This window comes from Pseudomonas sp. NMI542_15 (assembly GCF_021283425.1).
GTDB classification, from domain to species: domain Bacteria; phylum Pseudomonadota; class Gammaproteobacteria; order Pseudomonadales; family Pseudomonadaceae; genus Aquipseudomonas; species Aquipseudomonas fortuita.
On sequence record NZ_JAJSRO010000003.1, the window covers coordinates 107179 to 126796 of the forward strand.

A 19618-nucleotide genomic window follows, 5' to 3' on the forward strand; every position below is an offset into this window, starting at 1 on the left:
GGAGCCGCAGGCCCGTTCGTGGGTGCCTGCGCGCTCCTTCTTGTTGTTCAGTATCACCCCTGGCGGGGTGCGATCCAAAGCGTGGCAATCAGCCAGTGATCATCGGCAGGTCCAGGCCCTGCTCCTTGGCGCAGTCGATGGCGATGTCATAACCGGCATCGGCGTGGCGCATGACGCCAGTCCCTGGGTCGTTGGTCAGTACACGGGCGATGCGCTCGGCGGCTTCATCGGTGCCGTCGCAGACGATGACCATGCCCGAGTGCTGCGAGAAGCCCATGCCCACGCCACCACCATGGTGCAGCGACACCCAGGTAGCGCCGCCTGCGGTGTTCAGCAGGGCGTTGAGCAGCGGCCAGTCGGACACAGCGTCCGAACCATCACGCATGGCTTCGGTTTCGCGGTTGGGGCTGGAGACCGAACCCGAGTCCAGGTGGTCACGGCCGATCACGACCGGCGCCGACAGCTCGCCGCTGCGGACCATTTCGTTGAAAGCCAGGCCCAACTTGGCGCGCAGGCCCAGGCCAACCCAGCAGATACGTGCTGGCAGGCCCTGGAAGCTGATGCGCTCGCGGGCCATGTCCAGCCAGCGGTGCAGGTGGGCGTCGTCGGGGATCAGTTCCTTGACCTTGGCGTCGGTCTTGTAGATGTCCTCGGCCTCGCCAGACAGCGCCGCCCAGCGGAACGGGCCTACGCCGCGGCAGAACAGCGGACGGATATAGGCAGGGACGAAGCCCGGGAAGTCGAAGGCATTGGCCACGCCCTCTTCCTTGGCCATCTGGCGGATGTTGTTGCCATAGTCGAAGGTCGGGACACCCTGCTTCTGGAAGTCCAGCATAGCCTGCACGTGCACAGCCATCGACTGCTTGGCCGCCTTGACCACAGCAGCAGGTTCGGTCTGCGCGCGGTCGCGGTACTGTTCCCAGGTCCAGCCCGCAGGCAGGTAGCCGTTCAGAGGGTCGTGGGCGCTGGTCTGGTCGGTGACCATGTCGGGGCGTACGCCACGCTTGACCAGCTCTGGCAGGATTTCGGCGGCGTTGCCATGCAGGGCGATGGAAATGGCCTTGCCTTCGCCGGTGTATTTGGCGATACGCGCCAGAGCGTCGTCGAGATCAGTGGCCTGCTCGTCGACGTAGCGGGTTTCCAGGCGGAAGTCGATGCGGCTCTGCTGGCATTCGATGTTCAGCGAGCAGGCGCCGGCCAGGGTAGCCGCCAATGGCTGGGCGCCGCCCATGCCGCCGAGGCCTGCGGTGAGTACCCACTTGCCTTTCAGGCTGCCACCGTAGTGCTGGCGACCGGCTTCGACGAAGGTTTCATAAGTGCCCTGGACGATGCCCTGGCTGCCGATGTAGATCCAGCTGCCGGCGGTCATCTGGCCGTACATGGCCAGGCCTTTGGCGTCCAGTTCGTTGAAGTGCTCCCAGTTGGCCCAGTGCGGCACCAGGTTGGAGTTGGCAATCAGCACGCGCGGGGCATTGCTGTGGGTCTTGAACACGCCGACCGGCTTGCCCGACTGCACCAGCAGGGTTTCGTCGTCTTCCAGGCGGGTCAGGGTTTCGACGATCTTGTCGTAGCATTCCCAGTTACGCGCGGCGCGGCCGATACCGCCGTACACCACCAGTTCTTTCGGGTTTTCCGCAACCTGTGGGTCGAGGTTGTTCATCAGCATGCGCAGTGGCGCTTCGGTCAGCCAGCTTTTGGCGGTCAGCTTGTTGCCACGTGGGGCACGGATTTCAACGTCACGGTATTTGTTGTTGTCGGTCACGGGAAAGGTCCTCTGCGGTCGTCCGCGGGCGGGTATGTCGTGGTCAATATACAAACACACCTTTACTTGTATGTACAAGCATGGACAACCAAAATAATTGGACCTTGCCGTTCCTGGCTTGAGTTGTGTGGCGGCGCATAGATCGAGCGCCGCCCGCGCGGCGCTTCGCGGGGCAAGCCCGCTCCCACATCTGTTTCGGGCCAATCATTCCTGAGTCAGGTGGGTTGCAGCCTTGGTGCATGGCTGCAAATCGGGGAGCTGCCCTTGTGCAACCCTGGATATCAAACAAAACATACAGGGCGGGCAGCAGTGACTTCCCAGGAGAAACTGGCCCGAAACAAATGTGGGAGCGGGCTTGCCCCGCGAAGCGCCGCGCGGGCGGCGCTCGATCTCACAGGCGATGAAAATGTATCGCCAAGCCCATCAGCGAGAAATGAGCTCAATCAAGCAAAACCGCCCCTGAACCTCCAACCCAAGCAACTCATCGTTGCCCTCCAGGCGCAGGCAGTCATACAACCCCAACCGCTGCACCTCACGCCCCGCCATGGTCACTTCCACGTGGCTGCTGGCAGCAAACAACAGCACCGTCGACGCCGAGCTGTACAAGCGGTTTGTGCCATCGAACCACTGCAACCGCGCCCGGTACCGCTGCGGTGCATAGATCAGGTTGAAATCGCGGATCGCCCCACCCAGCAGCGTGCAGCTGACCTGGCTCTCACCGCCGAAGGCAAAGGCATCGAACGGCAGCAACGGCCGGCTGGGTTGGTCATCGACCAACAGCCGCATGCCATCGCCCTGCAGCACTGTGATGATCCGCTGGTAACCGGCGAAGGTGGAAAAGCCGCCAGACTCTTCGATATCGGCAATCGACAGGCGCCAGCCAAAACCGTCCAGGCCCTCACCACTGTCGCGGGTGATCTCTTCGGTGAAACCGCCACCGTTCTTCCACGGCATGCGCGGGTAATCCTGCGCGCGCAACAACTGCAACTGGCTCATTTGCTGAAACGTCCTTCCAGGCGATGACGGGAACCGGGGTGGATCAGCCGTGCAGCGGTCACCGGCTGGCGACCGGACCAGGTACGGCGGCGAATGAGCAGGCATGGTTCGCCCCGCTCGATCTGCAGCAGGCGACATTCTTCCGGCTCTGCCACGATGGCTTCGACCACGTGCTCACCCTCGGTCAGCGGCGCTACCTGGGACAGGTAGGCATATGGCGTCTGCCGGGTGAAATCCTGCTTGAGGTAGTCGGGTGCGATCGCGGCGTTGACGTAGCGGTCCTCGATCTGCACCGGCACACCGTTCTCGAAATGCACGATCAGCGAGTGGAACACTCGCTGGCCTTCGCGCATGTCCAGGGCCAGGGCCCGTTCGGAACCGGCTGCTTCCTCGGTGAGCGTGATCACCTGGCAGCTATGCTGATGGCCGCGTGCGGCAATTTCATCGGCAATGTTGTTGACTTCGAACAACGCCGAACGGCCCTTGGGCTCGGCTACGAAAGTGCCAACCCCTTGCATGCGCACCAGCAGGCCTTCGGCCGTGAGTTCGCGCAGGGCACGGTTGATGGTCATGCGGCTGAAACCCAGTTCGTTGACCAGTTCACTCTCCGAGGGGACCCGGTGATGGGGTGGCCAGCTGCCGTTGTCGATCTGCTGGATGATCATCTGTTTGACCCGGGCGTACAGCGGCGCCGGGCCCTCGCCCATCTGGGCAACCAGCGCGGAGACAGGAGGTGTCGGCACGGCGTTGGATCCTTGTGCGTATGGAATGAGCGGTAGCTTGCCGCAGTTTACCCGGCAGGCAAACGCCTGTATATGTATATACAAGTTAACAATAACAGGATTTCACCGATGTCCGCCTATTTCGCCGAACGCGCCCTGCTACCTACGGGCTGGGCCCGCCATGTCCGTATCGAGGTCGCCAGCGATGGCCATGTGACCCGCATCGAGCCGGACGCTTCGGCCGAAGGCGCCGAGCGCCTGGCAGGCCCGTTGCTGCCCGGTATGCCCAACTTGCACTCACATGCCTTCCAGCGTGCCATGGCGGGCTTGGCGGAAGTCGCCGGCAACCCCAACGACAGCTTCTGGACCTGGCGCGACCTGATGTACCGCCTGGTCGGGCAGATCACCCCGGACCAGTTGCAGGTCATCGCCCGCCAGCTGTATATCGAAATGCTCAAGGCCGGCTACACCTCGGTGGCCGAATTCCATTACGTACACCACGACCAGGCAGGCACGGCCTACGCCGACCCGGCCGAGCTGTCCCGCCGCATCAGCACGGCCGCGGCCGACAGTGGCATTGGCCTGACCCTGTTGCCGGTGCTGTACAGCTACGCCGGGTTCGGCGGCCAGGCACCGAACGACGGGCAGCGGCGCTTCATCAACACCACCGAACAGTACCTGCAACTGCAAACGCAGCTGGCCCCGCTGCTGGCCGCGCAACCTGCGCAGCAACTGGGCCTGTGCTTCCACTCGCTGCGTGCCGTGACGCCGGGGCAGATCGCCGAAGTGCTGGCGGCCAGCGACAAACAATGCCCGGTGCATATCCATATCGCCGAGCAGCAAAAGGAGGTGAACGACTGCCTGGCCTGGAGCGGCCTGCGCCCGCTGCAATGGTTGTACGAGCATGTGGATGTGGACCGTCGCTGGTGCCTGGTGCATGCCACCCATGCCGAGCCGGATGAAGTCACCGCCATGGCCCACAGTGGCGCGGTGGCCGGGTTGTGCCTGACCACCGAGGCCAACCTGGGCGACGGGATTTTCCCGGCGGTGGACTTCCTGGCCCAGGGCGGGCACATTGGCATCGGCTCGGACAGCCATGTGTCACTAAGCGTGGTGGAAGAACTGCGCTGGCTGGAATATGGCCAGCGGCTGCGGGACCAACGACGCAACCGCTTGTACCGTGGCGACCAGCCGATGGTCGGGCGCACGCTGTACGACGCCGCGCTGGCGGGCGGTGCACAGGCACTGGGCCAAGCGGTCGGTGAACTGGCCGTGGGCAAGCGCGCCGACTGGCTGGTACTGGATGGACAAGACCCTTACATCGCCATGGCGGATGGCGATGCCATTCTCAACCGCTGGCTGTTTGCTGGCGGGGATCGCCAGGTGCGCGATGTGATGGTGAATGGGCAATGGGTGGTGCGCCAGGGGCGGCATGCCCAGGAAGAGGAAAGCGCGCGGGCGTTTGCCGGGGTGCTGCGGCAGCTCTTGGGGTGAGCGTATTGGGGCTGCTTTGCAGCCCTTTCGCGGCACAAGGCCGCTCCTACAGGGGAACGCGTATCCCTGTAGGAGCGGCCTTGTGCCGCGAAAGGGCCGCAAAGCGGCCCCAAAAATCAGTGCATTTTTACGATTTGCTGATCGGACGCCCGCCAGATAAGCCGGCTGGTGTCATACCCCTGCTGGCGTGCCTTGGCCAGCAGGTGCTCGCGCTCCCAGGCCGGCAACGTCGGCGTGCGTGACAGTATCCACAGGTACTTGCGGTCCGGGCTGCCGACCACTGCCGTGCGGTAGCGATCGTCCACGTACAGAATCCAGTATTCGCCCCGCGCCACGCCAGGCACCAGCCTGGTGAACCAGTTATCGAACTCTACCCACAGCTTGTCGGTGTGCCCCGGCTCCTGGATGCTTGCGTGCCCCTCGGCACGCAGCCACTCATCACCCATGGTGCGGCAGCGGTTGAGCACACCAAACGTGCCATCAGGCTTGAGGTTGTAATGCGCCTCGGATTGCTCGCAGCCGGTCTGGTAGCGCATGGGCAGGCGCGCCAGCTCGAACCATTTGCCCTGGTAGCGCTTGAGGTCGACGTTGCCAGCGGTCTTCGGCGCCAGCGGGTCGTGCACGGAGCCTGCACAACCGCCCAGCAGCAATGCCAGGCATACCCCCATCAGCAGGTACAGACGCCTCATTTGAGGCCCTGCCCTGAATACATCAGCACCTTGTCAGCCGCGTACTGCACGCTGATGAAGCTCTTCTCGTCCCCCCAGGTGCAGCTGCTCATGCCCAGCGCGCCAGAGCACTCGGTCGGCGTACCGAGCAACTGCTCGACCTCGGCCTTGTTCATACCGGCCTTGATCTTGGAATAGTTTTCCTGGTTGATCTTGCTGCAGGCAGTCAGGACGACGCACAGCGACAACAGGGCGAGGGAACGCAACGACATGAAGGACACTCCTGAAGAGGGGAAACAGGCGAGTGGCCTGCAGTGACCTTCGACGGGAAAATCCCTCCCAGGTTCCCTGCCCTACCCACTTTACCCCTACACCATTGGTCGGATGGCCACTACTGTGCGATTAATCACAAAGCATTAATCACTTCCCAATAAAAAGGCCGCACCTTTGCAGGTGCGGCCTCGCATCGCGATGGCCTGCGCAGCAGGCCCGGTGGGCATCAGAACCTGGACCCAGGCTCCAGCAAAAAGTCCATCTCTTCGCTGGTGCTTGGCCGCTCAAGCGCCAGGTTGCGGTGCGGGAAGCGGCCAAATCGGGCAATCACCCGCTGGTGCTGCTCGGCATAGTCCAGGAAGCCTTCGAACAGCCGCCGGCTGGCTTCGGGCTGCTCGTCCAGCAACAACTGATAGCGCTCGACACACAGGTTCTGCCAGTCCAGCACCTCGGCATGCTCCAGCACCAGCAGCACGAACACACGCTGTATCGGCAGCAACTGGTAGTCCCAGCCCTTCTGCAGGCCCTGCATCGCCACCACCTGGGCGCGCCGGTCGCCCTCGAAGGCGCGCGGCGTGTCGCGGTAGATCATGCGCGGCAACTGGTCCAGCAAGATCAACAGGCCCAGCCAGCCCTGCGGGCTTTGCTGCCATTCATCGAGCCCGCCCGCCAAGGCGTGCTCGACCAGGTCGCCAAACAGCGCATGGGCATCGGCATCGTGGTGCTTGCCGAACCACAGCGTGCTCTTCTCGTCAGCCACGGCCTGGGCACTGGTGCCCCAACCGAACCACCATTCCAGCAACGGCTGCCAAGGTGCGAGCATGACTTACTCCTTGTGGTAGGCGGTGACGCGCTCTACTTCTTCCTTCGAGCCAAGGATCACCGACACGCGCTGGTGCAGGCTCTCTGGCTTGATGTCGAGGATGCGATCGTAACCGTTGGTAGAGGCGCCGCCTGCCTGTTCGATAATGAACGACATCGGGTTGGCTTCGTACATCAGGCGCAGCTTGCCCGGCTTGCTTGGCTCGCGGGCGTCACGTGGGTACATGAACAGACCGCCACGGGTCAGGATGCGGTGCACATCGGCCACCATCGAGGCGATCCAGCGCATGTTGTAGTTCTTTTTCAGCGGGCCGGTTTCGCCGGCCAGCAGTTCGCCCACGTAGCGTTGTACCGGGGCTTCCCAGTGACGCTGGTTGGACATGTTGATGGCGAATTCGGCGGTGGTTGCCGGCACCTGGATGTTTTCGTGGGTCAGGACGAAGCTGCCCAGTTCACGGTCCAGGGTGAAGCCCTTGACGCCGTTGCCCAAGGTCAGGATCAGCATGGTCTGCGGGCCGTAGATGGCGTAACCGGCGGCGACCTGCTCGGTGCCTGGCTGCAGGAAGGCTTCTTCGTTGAGGCTTTCGTTCTGGCTCAGGTACTGGTTAGGGCAACGCAGCACCGAGAAGATGGTACCGACCGAGACGTTGACGTCGATGTTCGAAGAACCGTCCAATGGGTCGAAGACCAGCAGGTACGCACCTTTCGGGTACTTGCCCGGAATCTGGTAGGCGTTGTCCATTTCTTCGGAGGCCATGCCGGCCAGGTGGCCGCCCCACTCGTTGGCTTCCAGCAGGATATCGTTGGAAATCACGTCCAGTTTCTTCTGGACTTCGCCCTGCACGTTTTCAGTGCCCATGCTGCCCAGCACGCCACCGAGGGCGCCTTTGGACACGTGATGGCTGATTTCCTTGCACGCACGCGCCACCACTTCGATCAGGAAGCGCAGATCGGCAGGGGTATTGTTGCTGCGGGTCTGCTCAATCAGATAGCGACTCAGGGTAACGCGGGACATGTATGGCTCCGAAAGGATTGTGGGAGTAAAAACCCCCGCAGTTTACAGGGAGAGTGGCAGGCTAGCGAGCAATGAGACTCGCCACGGCTCTCAGACGGCACAATAGGTCGCTAGTTCAGCCTGCGCCAGGCCGGCTGTCGAGTGAAGCTGCTTTACAGTCCAATCGCGGGGCAAGCCCGCTCCCACAGGTTTGCGCTGCCTTCAAGACAACGCAGATCCTGTGGGAGCGAGCTTGCCCCGCGAATGGGCCGCAACCCGGACCCACATGCTCAATCCAGTGCCTTCCAGATCTCGGTCGCATATTCGCGAATGGTCCGGTCCGACGAGAACCAGCCCATCCGCGCCGTGTTCAGCACGGCCATACGCCACCACTCCTGCGGTGTGTGCCACAGTTCTTCGACCCGCCGCTGGGCATCCCAGTAGGCATCGAAGTCGGCACACACCAGGAAGCGGTCATAGGCCACCAGCCCGTCGATCAACCCGGTGTAGCGTGATGGGTCGTCTGGCGAGAACACACCACTGCGAATCGCCTGCAACACGTCGCTCAAGCGGCTGGAAGCGGCTATGGCGGCGTTTGCACCAAAATCACCGGCACGCTTGCGCGCCTCGACCTGCTGCGCAGTCAGGCCAAAGATGAACATGTTGTCGGCACCCACCTGTTCGCACATTTCCACGTTGGCACCGTCCAGGGTGCCGATGGTCAGCGCGCCGTTCAGGCCGAACTTCATGTTGCTGGTACCGGAGGCTTCATAACCTGCGGTGGAAATCTGCTCGGACAGGTCGGCCGCCGGGATGATGCTTTCGGCCAGGCTGACGTTGTAGTTAGGCAGGAACACCACCTTGAGCAGACCGCGCACGGTCGGGTCATTGTTCACCACCCGGGCAATGTCGTTGGCCAGCTTGATGATCAGCTTGGCCTGGTGGTAACTGGCCGCAGCCTTGCCGGCGAAGATCTTCACCCGCGGCACCCAGCTGGTGCCGGGATCGTTGCGAATGGCCTGATACAGCGCCACGGTGTGCAGCAGGTTGAGCAGCTGGCGCTTGTACTCGTGGATACGCTTGACCTGCACATCGAACAGCGCTTCAGGGTTCACCGTGACACCAATGCGGTCCTGGATGATGCTGGCCAGGGCACGCTTGCTGTGCAGCCGTTGAGCAGCGAACTGCTTGCGGAAACTGGCCTTGTCGGCAAATGGCACCAGGCCAACCAGAAGCCCTTCAGGGTCGTCCTTGAGTTCCGGCCCGAGCGCTTCGACCAGCATCTCGGTCAGCTGAGGGTTTGACTGGTACAGCCAGCGGCGAAAGGTAATGCCGTTGGTCTTGTTGTTGATCCGTTGCGGGTAGAGCTTGTGCAGCTCGGAAAACACCGTGCTCTTCATCAGCTTGCTGTGCAGCGCGGACACACCGTTGACGCTGTGCGAGCCCAGAAACGCCAGGTTACCCATGCGCACCCGGCGCCCATTGTCTTCCTCGATCAGCGACACCGCGCGCAGCACGTCGAAATCGTGCAGGCCTTTGGCCCGCAATGCATCGATATGGTAGGCGTTGATCAGGTAGATGATCTGCATGTGCCGCGGCAGCATGCGCTCCATCAGGGCTACCGGCCAGGTTTCCAGGGCTTCGGGCAGCAGGGTGTGGTTGGTGTAGGCGAGCGTGCCAACAGTCAGTTCCCAGGCCTTGTCCCAGGGCAATTCATGCTGGTCCACCAGCAGCCGCATCAACTCGGCAACGGCAATCGAAGGGTGTGTGTCGTTGAGCTGGATGGCCGCCGCGTCGGGCAGGTTGAGCAGGTCCTTGTGCATGTTCAGGTGACGGCGCAGCAAGTCCTGCAGCGAAGCCGACACAAAGAAGTACTCCTGACGCAGGCGCAGTTCCTGCCCCGCCTCGGTGCTGTCGGCCGGGTACAGCACGCGCGAAATGCTCTCGGCCCGCGCCACTTCGGCCACGGCCCCCAGGTGGTCACCGGCATTGAAGCGCTCCAGGTGCAGCTCTTCCAGCGCCCGCGCACGCCACAGGCGCAGTGTGTTGACGCTGGATCCACGCCAGCCGACCACGGGCGTGTCGTAGGCCACCGCCCGCACCGTTTCGCCCGGCGACCATACTTGCCGCTGGTTGCCACTGGCATCGTTGACGGTTTCGACACTGCCGCCGAAGCTGATCGGGTAGATCACCTCAGCACGCTCGAACTCCCAAGGGTTACCGAAGTCCAGCCAGTTTTCGGTCTGTTCCTGCTGCCAGCCATCGACTACAGCCTGACGGAACAACCCATGTTCGTAGCGAATGCCGTAACCATGGGCGGCGATGCCCAGGGTGGACATGCTTTCCATGAAGCACGCAGCCAGGCGGCCGAGACCCCCGTTACCCAGGGCGGCGTCGGGCTCGAGCAGGCGGATGCGCTCCAGGTCCACGTCCAGCCCTTCCAGCGCATCACGGGCGACGTCCAGCAGCCCCAGGTTGCTCAGGCTGTCGTACAGCAAGCGCCCGATTAGGAACTCGAGGGAGAGGTAATAGACCCGCTTCTGGCTACGACGATAGGCCAGGCGGGTGTGGTCCATCCAGTGGTCGACCATGTGGTCGCGCGCGGCCAGAGCGATGGCCTCGAACCAGTCGTGGTCGAACGCATGTTCCGGGTCCTTGCCGACCGCGTAGGTCAGCTTGTTCAGTACAGCGGCGCGAAATTCGGCCACCTCGGCGTCACGTGCTTTGGGTTCCTGAGACATGCGGCATCCTCTGGCAAGTTGACGAAAGCGGAGGGAGATTGATCAGACTAGACCCTTCGACAGGGAGTGACAGTGACTGTTCGCAGTTTTCATGCCGACTCTGCGAATCCGGCAAAAGGTTGTTCATAAATTGAGCAATTCCGGTATCATCGCGCGCCCCAAGACCGTGATCCACCCTATAAAGATGAAAACGACCCTGATCGCCGCCGCCGAAGTCGACCGCCTGGAGACTTGGCAGCGCTACGCCAGCCACATGTGCCACGGCTGCCATTCGACCTGCTGCACCCTGCCGGTAGAGGTGAAGATCAAGGATCTGATCCGTATCGGCGTGGTGGACGAGTTCGAGAAAGACGAACCCCCCAAAAACGTGGCTAAACGCTTGCAGAAGGAAGGCATCATCGAGCGCTTCAACCAGAAGTCAGGGATCTTCACCCTGACCCGGATGAGCAACGATGACTGCATGTATCTGGATCGTAAAAGCCGGCTGTGCACCATTTATGACAAGCGCCCGGATACCTGCCGCAACCACCCCAAGGTCGGGCCGCGGCCGGGGTATTGCGCCTATAAGCCCAAGGTGGTCGGGCGCTGATCGTCAGGCTTCAAGGGCCTCTTCGCGGGCAAGCCCGCGAAGGGGCCAACACAAATCCTGAAGGCATAAAAAAACGCCCCCGGCCTTTCGACCGGGGGCGTTTTCATTCAGCCAAAGCTAACTTAGCTGTTCTTGGCTTTCTTGGCAGCGCGGGTACGCTCGCTTTCGTCCAGGATCTTCTTGCGAAGACGGATGGACTTCGGCGTTACTTCGCACAGCTCGTCTTCCTGGATGTATTCCAGAGCCTGTTCCAGGGTGAAGCGAACAGGCGGAACCAGGGCGATGACTTCGTCTTTACCCGAAGCACGCATGTTGTCGAGCTTCTTGCCCTTGGTAGGGTTGACGCCCAGGTCGTTGTCGCGGCTGTTCTGGCCGATGATCTGACCGTTGTAGATCTCCTGACCGTGCTCGACAAACAGCTTGCCACGCGCCTGCAGGGTTTCCAGCGAGTAGGTCAGCGCCTTGCCGGTTTCGACCGAAACCAGTACGCCGTTCTGACGGCCGGACATGTGGCCGGACTTCACAGCGTCATAGCGGTCGAAGATCGAGGTCAGGATGCCTGCACCGTTGGTCAGGGTCAGGAACTGGTTACGGAAACCGATCAGACCACGCGCCGGGATGTTGTATTCCAGGCGAACACGGCCCTTGCCATCCGGGACCATGTTGGTCAGGTCGCCTTTACGCAGACCCATTTCTTCCATGACCTTGCCCTGGGATTCTTCAGGGATGTCGATGGTGACGTTTTCGAACGGCTCTTGCTTGACGCCGTCTACTTCGCGAATGATTACTTCTGGGCGGCCCAGGGCCAGCTCGAAGCCTTCGCGACGCATGGTTTCGATCAGTACCGACAGGTGCAGCTCGCCACGGCCCGAGACCTTGAACTTGTCTGGGGAATCGGTTTCTTCAACGCGCAGGGCTACGTTGTACAGCAGCTCTTTGTCCAGACGGTCCTTGATGTTACGGCTGGTGACGAACTTGCCTTCCTTGCCGCAGAACGGCGAGTCGTTGACCTGGAAGGTCATCGAAACGGTTGGCTCGTCAACGGTCAGCGGCTTCATCGCCTCAACGGCGGTCGGGTCGCACAGGGTGTCGGAGATGAACAGCTCGTCGAAACCGCTGATGCAAACGATGTCGCCAGCCTGGGCTTCTTCAACGTCGACGCGGTGCAGGCCGTGGTGACCCATCAGCTTGAGGATACGGCCGTTACGCTTTTTGCCGTCAGCGTCGATGGCGACAACCGGGGTATTCGGCTTGATGCGGCCACGGGCAATACGGCCAACGCCGATAACACCCAGGAAGCTGTTGTAGTCCAGTGCAGAGATCTGCATCTGGAACGGGCCGTCACGGTCAACAGCTGGCGCTGGAACGTGGTCGATGACAGCCTGGTACAGGGCAGTCATGTCTTCGCCCATTTCGGTGTGGTCCAGACCGGCAATGCCGTTCAGGGCCGAAGCGTAGACCACTTTGAAGTCCAGCTGCTCGTCGGTAGCGCCGAGGTTGTCGAACAGGTCGAAGATCTGGTCCAGAACCCAATCAGGACGCGCGCCCGGGCGGTCAACCTTGTTGATCACGACGATTGGCTTCAGGCCAGCTTCGAAAGCCTTCTTGGTTACGAAGCGGGTTTGCGGCATAGGGCCGTCTTGAGCGTCGACCAGCAGCAGCACGGAATCGACCATCGACATTACACGCTCAACCTCGCCACCGAAGTCGGCGTGGCCGGGGGTGTCGACGATGTTGATGTGGTAGCCGTTCCAGTTGATGGCGGTGTTTTTCGCCAGAATGGTAATACCGCGCTCTTTTTCCTGGTCGTTGGAGTCCATGACGCGCTCGTCGTTGAGCTCGTTACGCTCCAGAGTGCCGGACTGACGCAGGAGTTTGTCGACCAGGGTGGTTTTACCATGGTCAACGTGGGCGATGATGGCGATGTTACGCAGATTTTCGATCACAAGTGTATCTCGATCAGAGGATTCGGTTGCCGCCCAGTGTAGGCGGCCAATATGTACTGTTTAAGGCTCAGCGGGCCCGGTGGTCGGGAGGGCGATGGCGGATACTGCCGCCATACAGCCCCGGCGTCTTATGTCGGACGATAAACACGCACATTGGCATGTCCCTCACTGAGCAGATGGTGTGCGTGCAAACGGCTCATCACACCCTTGTCGCAATACAGCAAGTACTGGCGCGTGGGGTCCAGGTGCTTGAACTTGCTGTTGATGGCATAAAACGGCATGGCCTGGACTTCGATACCGTCCAGCACCAGGGGTTCGTCTTCCTGGGCATCGGGGTGACGAATGTCGATGACGATCTGGCCCGACAGCGCCTCGGCCACTTCCTCGATTTCGACATCCTTGCCCAGCTCGTCGATCACATGGTCGATGGAGATCAGCTTGGCGCGCTCCAGGGCGCGCTCCAGCACGGCCATGTCGAACTGCTTCTCTTCATGCTCCATGCGGTGGCGCTTGGCGTGAGTGGTCGGGTTTACCGAAATCACGCCGCAGTATTCTGGCATGTGCTTGGCGAAGTCGGCGGTGCCGATTTCGGTGGCCTGGTCGATGATGTCCTGCTTGTGGCTGGCCAGCAGCGGGCGCAGCACCAGCTTGTCGGTGGCCGAGTCGATGATCGACAGGTTCGGCAGGGTCTGGCTGGACACCTGGGAAATGGCCTCGCCCGTGACCAGGGCATCGATTTCCAGGCGGTCAGCCATGTGCGCGGCACCGCGCAGCATCATGCGCTTGAGGGTCACGCCCATGTAGCTGTTGTCGACCTTGTTGAGGATCTCGCCGACCACTTCTTCGAACGGCACGCTGATGAACAGCACGCGCTGGCTGCTGCCGTACTTCTTCCACAGGTAGTGGGCCACTTCCATAACGCCCAGCTCGTGGGCACGGCCGCCAAGGTTGAAGAAGCAGAAGTGGGTCATCAGGCCACGGCGCATCATCTGGTAGGCTGCCACGGTGGAGTCGAAGCCACCGGACATCAGTACCAAGGTCTGCTCCAGGGCGCCCAGCGGGTAGCCGCCGATCCCCTGGTGCTGGTTGTGGATCACGTACAGGCGCTGGTTGCGGATTTCGATGCGCACCAGCACTTCAGGCTTCTTCAGCTCGATGCCGGCCGCGCCACACTGTTGGCGCAGCTGGCTGCCGACGTAACGGTCGACGTCCATCGAGGTGAAGTCATGGTGGCCCCCGCGCTTGCAGCGCACGGCAAAGTGCTTGCCGGCCAGCAGGTGGCCGAAGTGCTGCTTGCACTTGGCAACGATGTCATCGAAGTCACCCAGCGGGTATTCCTCTACCTGCAGGAAATGGGTGATACCCGGGGTGCAGGTGAGGCGTTCGATCATCTCGCGCTGGACTTTTTCGTCTTCGATGCGGGTGACCACTTCGAGATTGTCCCAGACACCATCGACCGCGAGCTCAGGATCGAGGTCCTTGAGCACGTTGCGGATGTTCTTGGCGAGCTGACGGATGAAGCGCTTGCGCACCGGCCGGCTCTTGATGGTGATTTCTGGGAAGACTTTGACGATAAGTTTCATTGGTTAACAGCGCGCGCAGGGCCTGCCGAAAATGTGGGGCGCGAATTATAGCGGAAACTGCTCAGGATTTGACCAACTTTTGTACAGAAGGTTGGATTTATATTGCCTGTACTGGCCTCCTCGCCGGCAAGCCAGCTCCCACAGGACTTCGGCGGGCCTCAAGACCTGCGCCCTCTCAGTGGGAGCTGGCTTGCCGGCGATGAGGCCCTTAAAGGAAGCACACAGCCAACCAATGCACCCTATTGGTGCGTTGATGCCAAAAACCGCATCGTAAGGGTGCACTTTTCCCCGCCAACCCACCGCCAAATGCCCGCAAACGCCTGCTTTTATCCCACCCTCGCCATTTTCGGGCACTGGCATGCAATTTGCTCCCTTGTGAGGCAGGTAAGCTTGGCCGACTATCCGCGCCCGGCAACACCCTTTTTCCAGGGCAGCGGCCCACCGCGCTCTAGACCATCCGGAGGACAACATGTCGAAGTCGGTTCAACTCATCAAAGATCATGACGTCAAGTGGATTGATCTGCGTTTCACGGACACCAAAGGCATTCAGCACCACGTGACCATGCCGTCGCGTGATGCGCTGGACGAAGACTTCTTCGAAGTCGGCAAGATGTTCGACGGCTCCTCCATCGCTGGCTGGAAAGGTATCGAAGCGTCCGACATGATCCTGATGCCGGTCGACGACACCGCCGTGCTGGACCCGTTCACCGAAGAACCAACCCTGATCATCACCTGCGACATCGTCGACCCGTCGAGCATGCAGGGCTACGATCGCGACCCACGTGCGATCGCCAAGCGCGCCGAAGAGTACCTGAAGAGCACCGGCATCGGTGACACCGTATTCGCAGGCCCGGAGCCAGAGTTCTTCATCTTCGACGAAGTGAAGTTCCACTCGGACATCTCCGGCTCGATGTTCAAGATCTTCTCCGAGCAAGGCTCGTGGATGACCGGCGCTGACGTGGAAGGCGGCAACAAAGGCCACCGTCCAGGCGTGAAAGGCGGCTACTTCCCTGTTCCGCCGTTCGACCACGACCACGAAATCCGTACTGCCATGTGCAACGCACTGGAAGAAATGGGTCAGACCGTTGAAGTTCACCACCACGAAGTGGCGACTGCCGGCCAGAACGAAATCGGCGTCAAGTTCAACACCCTGGTGAAGAAAGCTGACGAAGTACAGGCCCTGAAATACGTCGTGCACAACGTTGCCGACGCTTACGGCCGTACCGCTACCTTCATGCCGAAGCCACTGTACGGCGACAACGGTTCGGGCATGCACGTGCACATGTCGATCTGGAAAGACGGCAAGAACACCTTCTCGGGTGAAGGCTATGCCGGCCTGTCCGACACCGCCCTGTACTTCATCGGCGGTATCATCAAGCACGGTAAGGCCCTGAACGGCTTCACCAACCCGTCGACCAACTCCTACAAGCGTCTGGTCCCAGGCTTCGAAGCTCCGGTAATGCTGGCCTACTCGGCTCGCAACCGTTCCGCCTCGATCCGTATTCCTTACGTCGGCAGCCCGAAAGCCCGCCGTATCGAAGCACGCTTCCCGGACCCATCGGCCAACCCGTACCTGGCCTTCGCGGCCCTGCTGATGGCCGGCCTGGACGGCATCCAGAACAAGATTCACCCAGGCGATGCTGCCGACAAGAACCTGTACGACCTGCCACCAGAAGAGGCCAAGGACATTCCGCAAGTCTGCGGCAGCCTGAAAGAAGCCCTGGAAGAGCTGGACAAAGGCCGTGCGTTCCTGACCAAGGGCGGCGTGTTCTCCGACGACTTCATCGATGCCTTCATCGAACTGAAGTCGGAAGAAGAGATCAAGGTCCGTACCTTCGTGCACCCGCTGGAATACGAGCTGTACTACAGCTGCTGATCTGATCGCCGCTTCGCGCCGATGACATGATCAAGACGGCCTCCTTCGGGAGGCCGTTTTCGTTTGCGCCACACGCAGAACCCTCGCCCGCCACGCTATGCTCTATCTTGGTGCAAGATTGAGTACAGTGCCCCGATTTGCTCCCCAATCTGGTTCACATTAAACGTTTCATCAAGACTTTCTGATCCGAATTTGCGCAGATCCAGGCCTTTATCGGCAAATCCCGCTTCTTTTCGGAGCTTTGGTTTGTTTCTTGCATTTTTTCTGCGGAGAGACACGCATCAGCCGATGCACCCCGAGCCCGGCCCTGGCCAAAGAAATGCCAGGCAAGCGCCAAAAGAGGTCAACGACGCCTTATGACCATCAGCGATGCGCAGCACCGTCTGCTTCTGGACAACCTGACCACCGCCACGTTGCTGCTCAACGCCGAGCTGCGCCTGGAATACATGAACCCGGCCGCGGAAATGCTGCTGGCCGTCAGTGGTCAACGTAGCCATGGGCAGTTCATCAGCGAGCTGTTTACCGAATCGGCCGAGGCGCTCAGCTCGTTGCGCCAGGCCGTCGAGCAGGCGCACCCGTTCACCAAGCGCGAAGCGCAGCTCACCTCGCTGACCGGGCAGACCATCACCGTGGACTATGCGGTAACGCCCATCCTCAACCTGGGCCAGACCCTGCTGTTGCTGGAGGTGCACCCCCGCGACCGGCTGTTGCGCATCACCAAGGAAGAGGCCCAACTGAGCAAGCAGGAAACCACCAAGATGCTGGTGCGCGGCCTGGCCCACGAAATCAAGAACCCCCTTGGCGGCATTCGCGGCGCGGCCCAGTTGCTGGCCCGCGAGCTACCCGAAGAAGGCCTGCGCGACTACACCAACGTAATCATCGAAGAGGCCGACCGCCTGCGCAACCTGGTCGACCGCATGCTCGGCTCGAACAAACTGCCATCGCTGGCCATGACCAACATCCACGAAGTGCTGGAGCGGGTCTGCAGCCTGGTCGACGCCGAAAGCCAGGGCTGCATCACTTTGGTGCGCGATTACGACCCAAGCCTGCCGGACGTGCTGATCGACCGCGAGCAGATGATCCAGGCCGTGCTCAACATCGTGCGTAACGCCATGCAGGCGATCAGTTCGCAGAACGAACTGCGCCTGGGCCGCATCACCCTGCGCAGCCGCGCCTTGCGCCAGTTCACCATCGGCCATGTTCGCCATCGCCTGGTCGCGCGGGTGGAGATCATCGATAACGGCCCGGGCATTCCACCGGAACTGCAAGACACCCTCTTCTATCCCATGGTCAGTGGCCGCCCGGACGGTACCGGGCTGGGCCTGGCCATTACCCAGAACATCATCAGCCAGCACCAGGGCCTGATCGAGTGCGAAAGCCACGCAGGCCACACCGCCTTCTCGATCTACCTGCCCCTGGAACAAGGAGCCACCGCCTCATGAGCCGAAGTGAAACCGTATGGATCGTCGACGATGATCGCTCCATCCGCTGGGTCCTGGAAAAAGCCCTGCAACAAGAAGGCATGACCACCCAGAGCTTCGACAGCGCAGATGGCGTGATGGGCCGCCTGGCACGCCAGCAGCCGGACGTGATCATTTCCGACATCCGCATGCCGGGCGCCAGCGGTCTTGACCTGCTGGCACAGATCCGCGAACACCACCCGCGCCTGCCGGTCATCATCATGACCGCCCATTCCGACCTCGACAGCGCCGTGGCGTCGTACCAGGGCGGTGCTTTCGAGTACCTGCCCAAGCCGTTCGATGTGGACGAGGCCGTCTCGCTCGTCAAGCGCGCCAACCAGCATGCCCAAGAGCAGCAAGGCCTGGATGTGCCACAAAATCTGGCACGCACCCCGGAGATCATCGGTGAAGCCCCGGCAATGCAAGAGGTGTTCCGCGCCATCGGCCGCCTTAGCCATTCCAACATCACCGTACTGATCAACGGCGAGTCCGGCACCGGCAAAGAGCTGGTCGCCCATGCCCTGCACCGTCACAGCCCGCGTGCGGCGTCGCCTTTCATTGCCCTGAACATGGCGGCCATCCCCAAGGACTTGATGGAGTCCGAGCTGTTCGGCCATGAAAAAGGGGCTTTCACCGGTGCTGCCAACCTGCGCCGGGGCCGCTTTGAACAGGCCGATGGCGGCACCTTGTTCCTCGACGAAATCGGTGACATGCCTGCCGATACCCAGACCCGCCTGCTGCGGGTACTGGCCGATGGCGAGTTCTATCGCGTTGGCGGGCATGTGCCGGTCAAGGTCGACGTGCGCATCATTGCTGCGACTCACCAGAACCTGGAGTCGCTGGTGCAGGCGGGCAAGTTCCGTGAGGACTTGTTCCACCGCCTGAACGTGATCCGCATCCACATTCCGCGGCTGGCCGACCGTCGCGAGGATATCCCTGCCCTCGCCCGCCACTTCCTTGCCCGGGCCGCTCAGGAGCTGGCCGTCGAGCCGAAGATTCTGAAACCGGAAACCGAAGAGTTCATCCGCAACCTGCCATGGCCGGGCAATGTGCGGCAGATGGAAAACACCTGCCGCTGGATCACCGTGATGGCCTCCAGCCGCGAGGTGCTGATTGGCGACCTGCCCCCCGAGCTGCTGAACCTGCCACAGGATGCTGCACCGGTCACCAACTGGGAGCAGGCCCTGCGCCAGTGGGCCGACCAGGCGCTGGCACGCGGGCAGTCGAACCTGCTGGACAGCGCGGTGCCGAGTTTTGAACGGATCATGATCGAGACGGCGCTCAAGCACACCGCCGGACGGCGCCGGGATGCGGCGCTGTTGCTGGGTTGGGGGCGTAATACCCTGACGCGCAAGATCAAGGAGCTGGGGATGAACGTGGCGGGTGGGGATGACGAGGAAGGTGACGAGCACTGACTTATCGGTAAACCCGTAATCTCCCGGGGCTGCTTTGCAGCCCTTTCGCGGCACAAGGCCGCTCCCACAGGGGTTCGCGTTCTCCTGTAGGAGCGGCCTTGTGCCGCGAAAGGGCCGCAAAGCGGCCCCAGCTATTTCAGCCCCGATGCACCGATCCTGTGCCCGATGCACCGCTGGAAGGCACAAACCCCCTCAAAACTCGGCCAAATCCCCCTCAAAGCCCAACATTCACGGGCTTTGCAAAATTGGCACGCCCCCTGCAATAGCTAATACATAC

Annotated in this window: 15 protein-coding genes; 5 read left to right on the plus strand and 10 right to left on the minus strand. The window is 61.5% G+C overall.

Translation table 11 applies throughout. The annotated features are described in order from the left end of the window. Window positions 1-88: 88 nt before the first annotated feature. The 3 genes from hutU to hutC all read right to left on the minus strand — a co-directional run bounded on the left by hutU (window position 89) and on the right by hutC (window position 3465). Window positions 89-1762: a urocanate hydratase gene (gene hutU / locus LU684_RS06500; protein WP_023048244.1), complete on the minus strand. Its 1674-nt coding sequence runs from the start codon at window positions 1760-1762 to the stop codon at window positions 89-91. 423 nt (window positions 1763-2185) lie between these two features. After that, a complete protein-coding gene (locus LU684_RS06505) occupies window positions 2186-2758 on the minus strand; it encodes a HutD/Ves family protein (protein WP_232894283.1) in 573 nt (190 codons plus the stop codon). After that, on the minus strand, window positions 2755-3465 hold the full coding sequence (gene hutC, locus LU684_RS06510) for a histidine utilization repressor (RefSeq protein WP_232894456.1): 711 nt from the start codon (window positions 3463-3465) through the stop codon (window positions 2755-2757). Before hutC ends, LU684_RS06505 begins: the two co-directional genes overlap by 4 nt. A gap of 144 nt (window positions 3466-3609) precedes the next feature. Here hutC and LU684_RS06515 point away from each other — a divergent pair, with 144 nt between their 5' ends. After that, window positions 3610-4974, plus strand: coding sequence for a formimidoylglutamate deiminase (locus tag LU684_RS06515; RefSeq protein WP_232894284.1), 1365 nt, complete (start codon window positions 3610-3612; stop codon window positions 4972-4974). A 116-nt stretch (window positions 4975-5090) separates the two neighbouring features. Here LU684_RS06515 and LU684_RS06520 read toward each other — a convergent pair whose 3' ends face one another. The 5 genes from LU684_RS06520 to LU684_RS06540 all read right to left on the minus strand — a co-directional run bounded on the left by LU684_RS06520 (window position 5091) and on the right by LU684_RS06540 (window position 10472). Continuing rightward, window positions 5091-5663 carry a lipocalin family protein gene (locus LU684_RS06520; protein WP_191087062.1) on the minus strand — a complete coding sequence of 191 codons (573 nt, stop codon included), beginning with the start codon at window positions 5661-5663 and terminating at the stop codon, window positions 5091-5093. Further along, complete coding sequence (bamE, locus tag LU684_RS06525; protein WP_003249234.1) at window positions 5660-5914, minus strand: outer membrane protein assembly factor BamE domain-containing protein; 255 nt, start codon at window positions 5912-5914, stop codon at window positions 5660-5662. Before bamE ends, LU684_RS06520 begins: the two co-directional genes overlap by 4 nt. 227 nt (window positions 5915-6141) lie before the next feature. Further along, a complete protein-coding gene (locus LU684_RS06530; protein WP_232894286.1) occupies window positions 6142-6738 on the minus strand; it encodes a DUF924 family protein in 597 nt (198 codons plus the stop codon). Window positions 6739-6741: 3 nt separating this feature from the next. Further along, window positions 6742-7752 (minus strand): class 1 fructose-bisphosphatase, encoded by a 1011-nt coding sequence (locus LU684_RS06535; RefSeq protein ID WP_012274595.1) that lies wholly within the window; start codon window positions 7750-7752, stop codon window positions 6742-6744. A 269-nt stretch (window positions 7753-8021) separates the two neighbouring features. Beyond that, a complete protein-coding gene (locus LU684_RS06540) occupies window positions 8022-10472 on the minus strand; it encodes a glycogen/starch/alpha-glucan phosphorylase (protein WP_232894287.1) in 2451 nt (816 codons plus the stop codon). Window positions 10473-10656: 184 nt separating this feature from the next. Here LU684_RS06540 and LU684_RS06545 point away from each other — a divergent pair, with 184 nt between their 5' ends. Next, window positions 10657-11061: a YkgJ family cysteine cluster protein gene (locus tag LU684_RS06545; protein WP_049870388.1), complete on the plus strand. Its 405-nt coding sequence runs from the start codon at window positions 10657-10659 to the stop codon at window positions 11059-11061. Between the two features lie 122 nt (window positions 11062-11183). Here LU684_RS06545 and typA read toward each other — a convergent pair whose 3' ends face one another. Together typA and thiI are read right to left on the minus strand one after the other, a co-directional pair. Continuing rightward, a complete protein-coding gene (typA, locus tag LU684_RS06550; protein WP_016489590.1) occupies window positions 11184-13007 on the minus strand; it encodes a translational GTPase TypA in 1824 nt (607 codons plus the stop codon). Window positions 13008-13135: 128 nt separating this feature from the next. Next, complete coding sequence (thiI, locus tag LU684_RS06555; RefSeq protein ID WP_016489591.1) at window positions 13136-14590, minus strand: tRNA uracil 4-sulfurtransferase ThiI; 1455 nt, start codon at window positions 14588-14590, stop codon at window positions 13136-13138. A 469-nt stretch (window positions 14591-15059) separates the two neighbouring features. On the opposite strand from thiI, the gene glnA reads away from it, so the two are divergent. The 3 genes from glnA (at window position 15060) to ntrC (ending at window position 19341) form a co-directional block, all read left to right on the plus strand. Beyond that, window positions 15060-16466 carry a type I glutamate--ammonia ligase gene (gene glnA / locus LU684_RS06560; RefSeq protein ID WP_016489592.1) on the plus strand — a complete coding sequence of 469 codons (1407 nt, stop codon included), beginning with the start codon at window positions 15060-15062 and terminating at the stop codon, window positions 16464-16466. Window positions 16467-16822: 356 nt separating this feature from the next. Beyond that, entirely contained in the window at window positions 16823-17908 is a 1086-nt protein-coding gene (gene glnL / locus LU684_RS06565; RefSeq protein WP_232894289.1) for a nitrogen regulation protein NR(II), read from the plus strand. Beyond that, window positions 17905-19341: a nitrogen regulation protein NR(I) gene (ntrC, locus tag LU684_RS06570; RefSeq protein WP_016489594.1), complete on the plus strand. Its 1437-nt coding sequence runs from the start codon at window positions 17905-17907 to the stop codon at window positions 19339-19341. Before glnL ends, ntrC begins: the two co-directional genes overlap by 4 nt. Window positions 19342-19618: the final 277 nt, after the last annotated feature.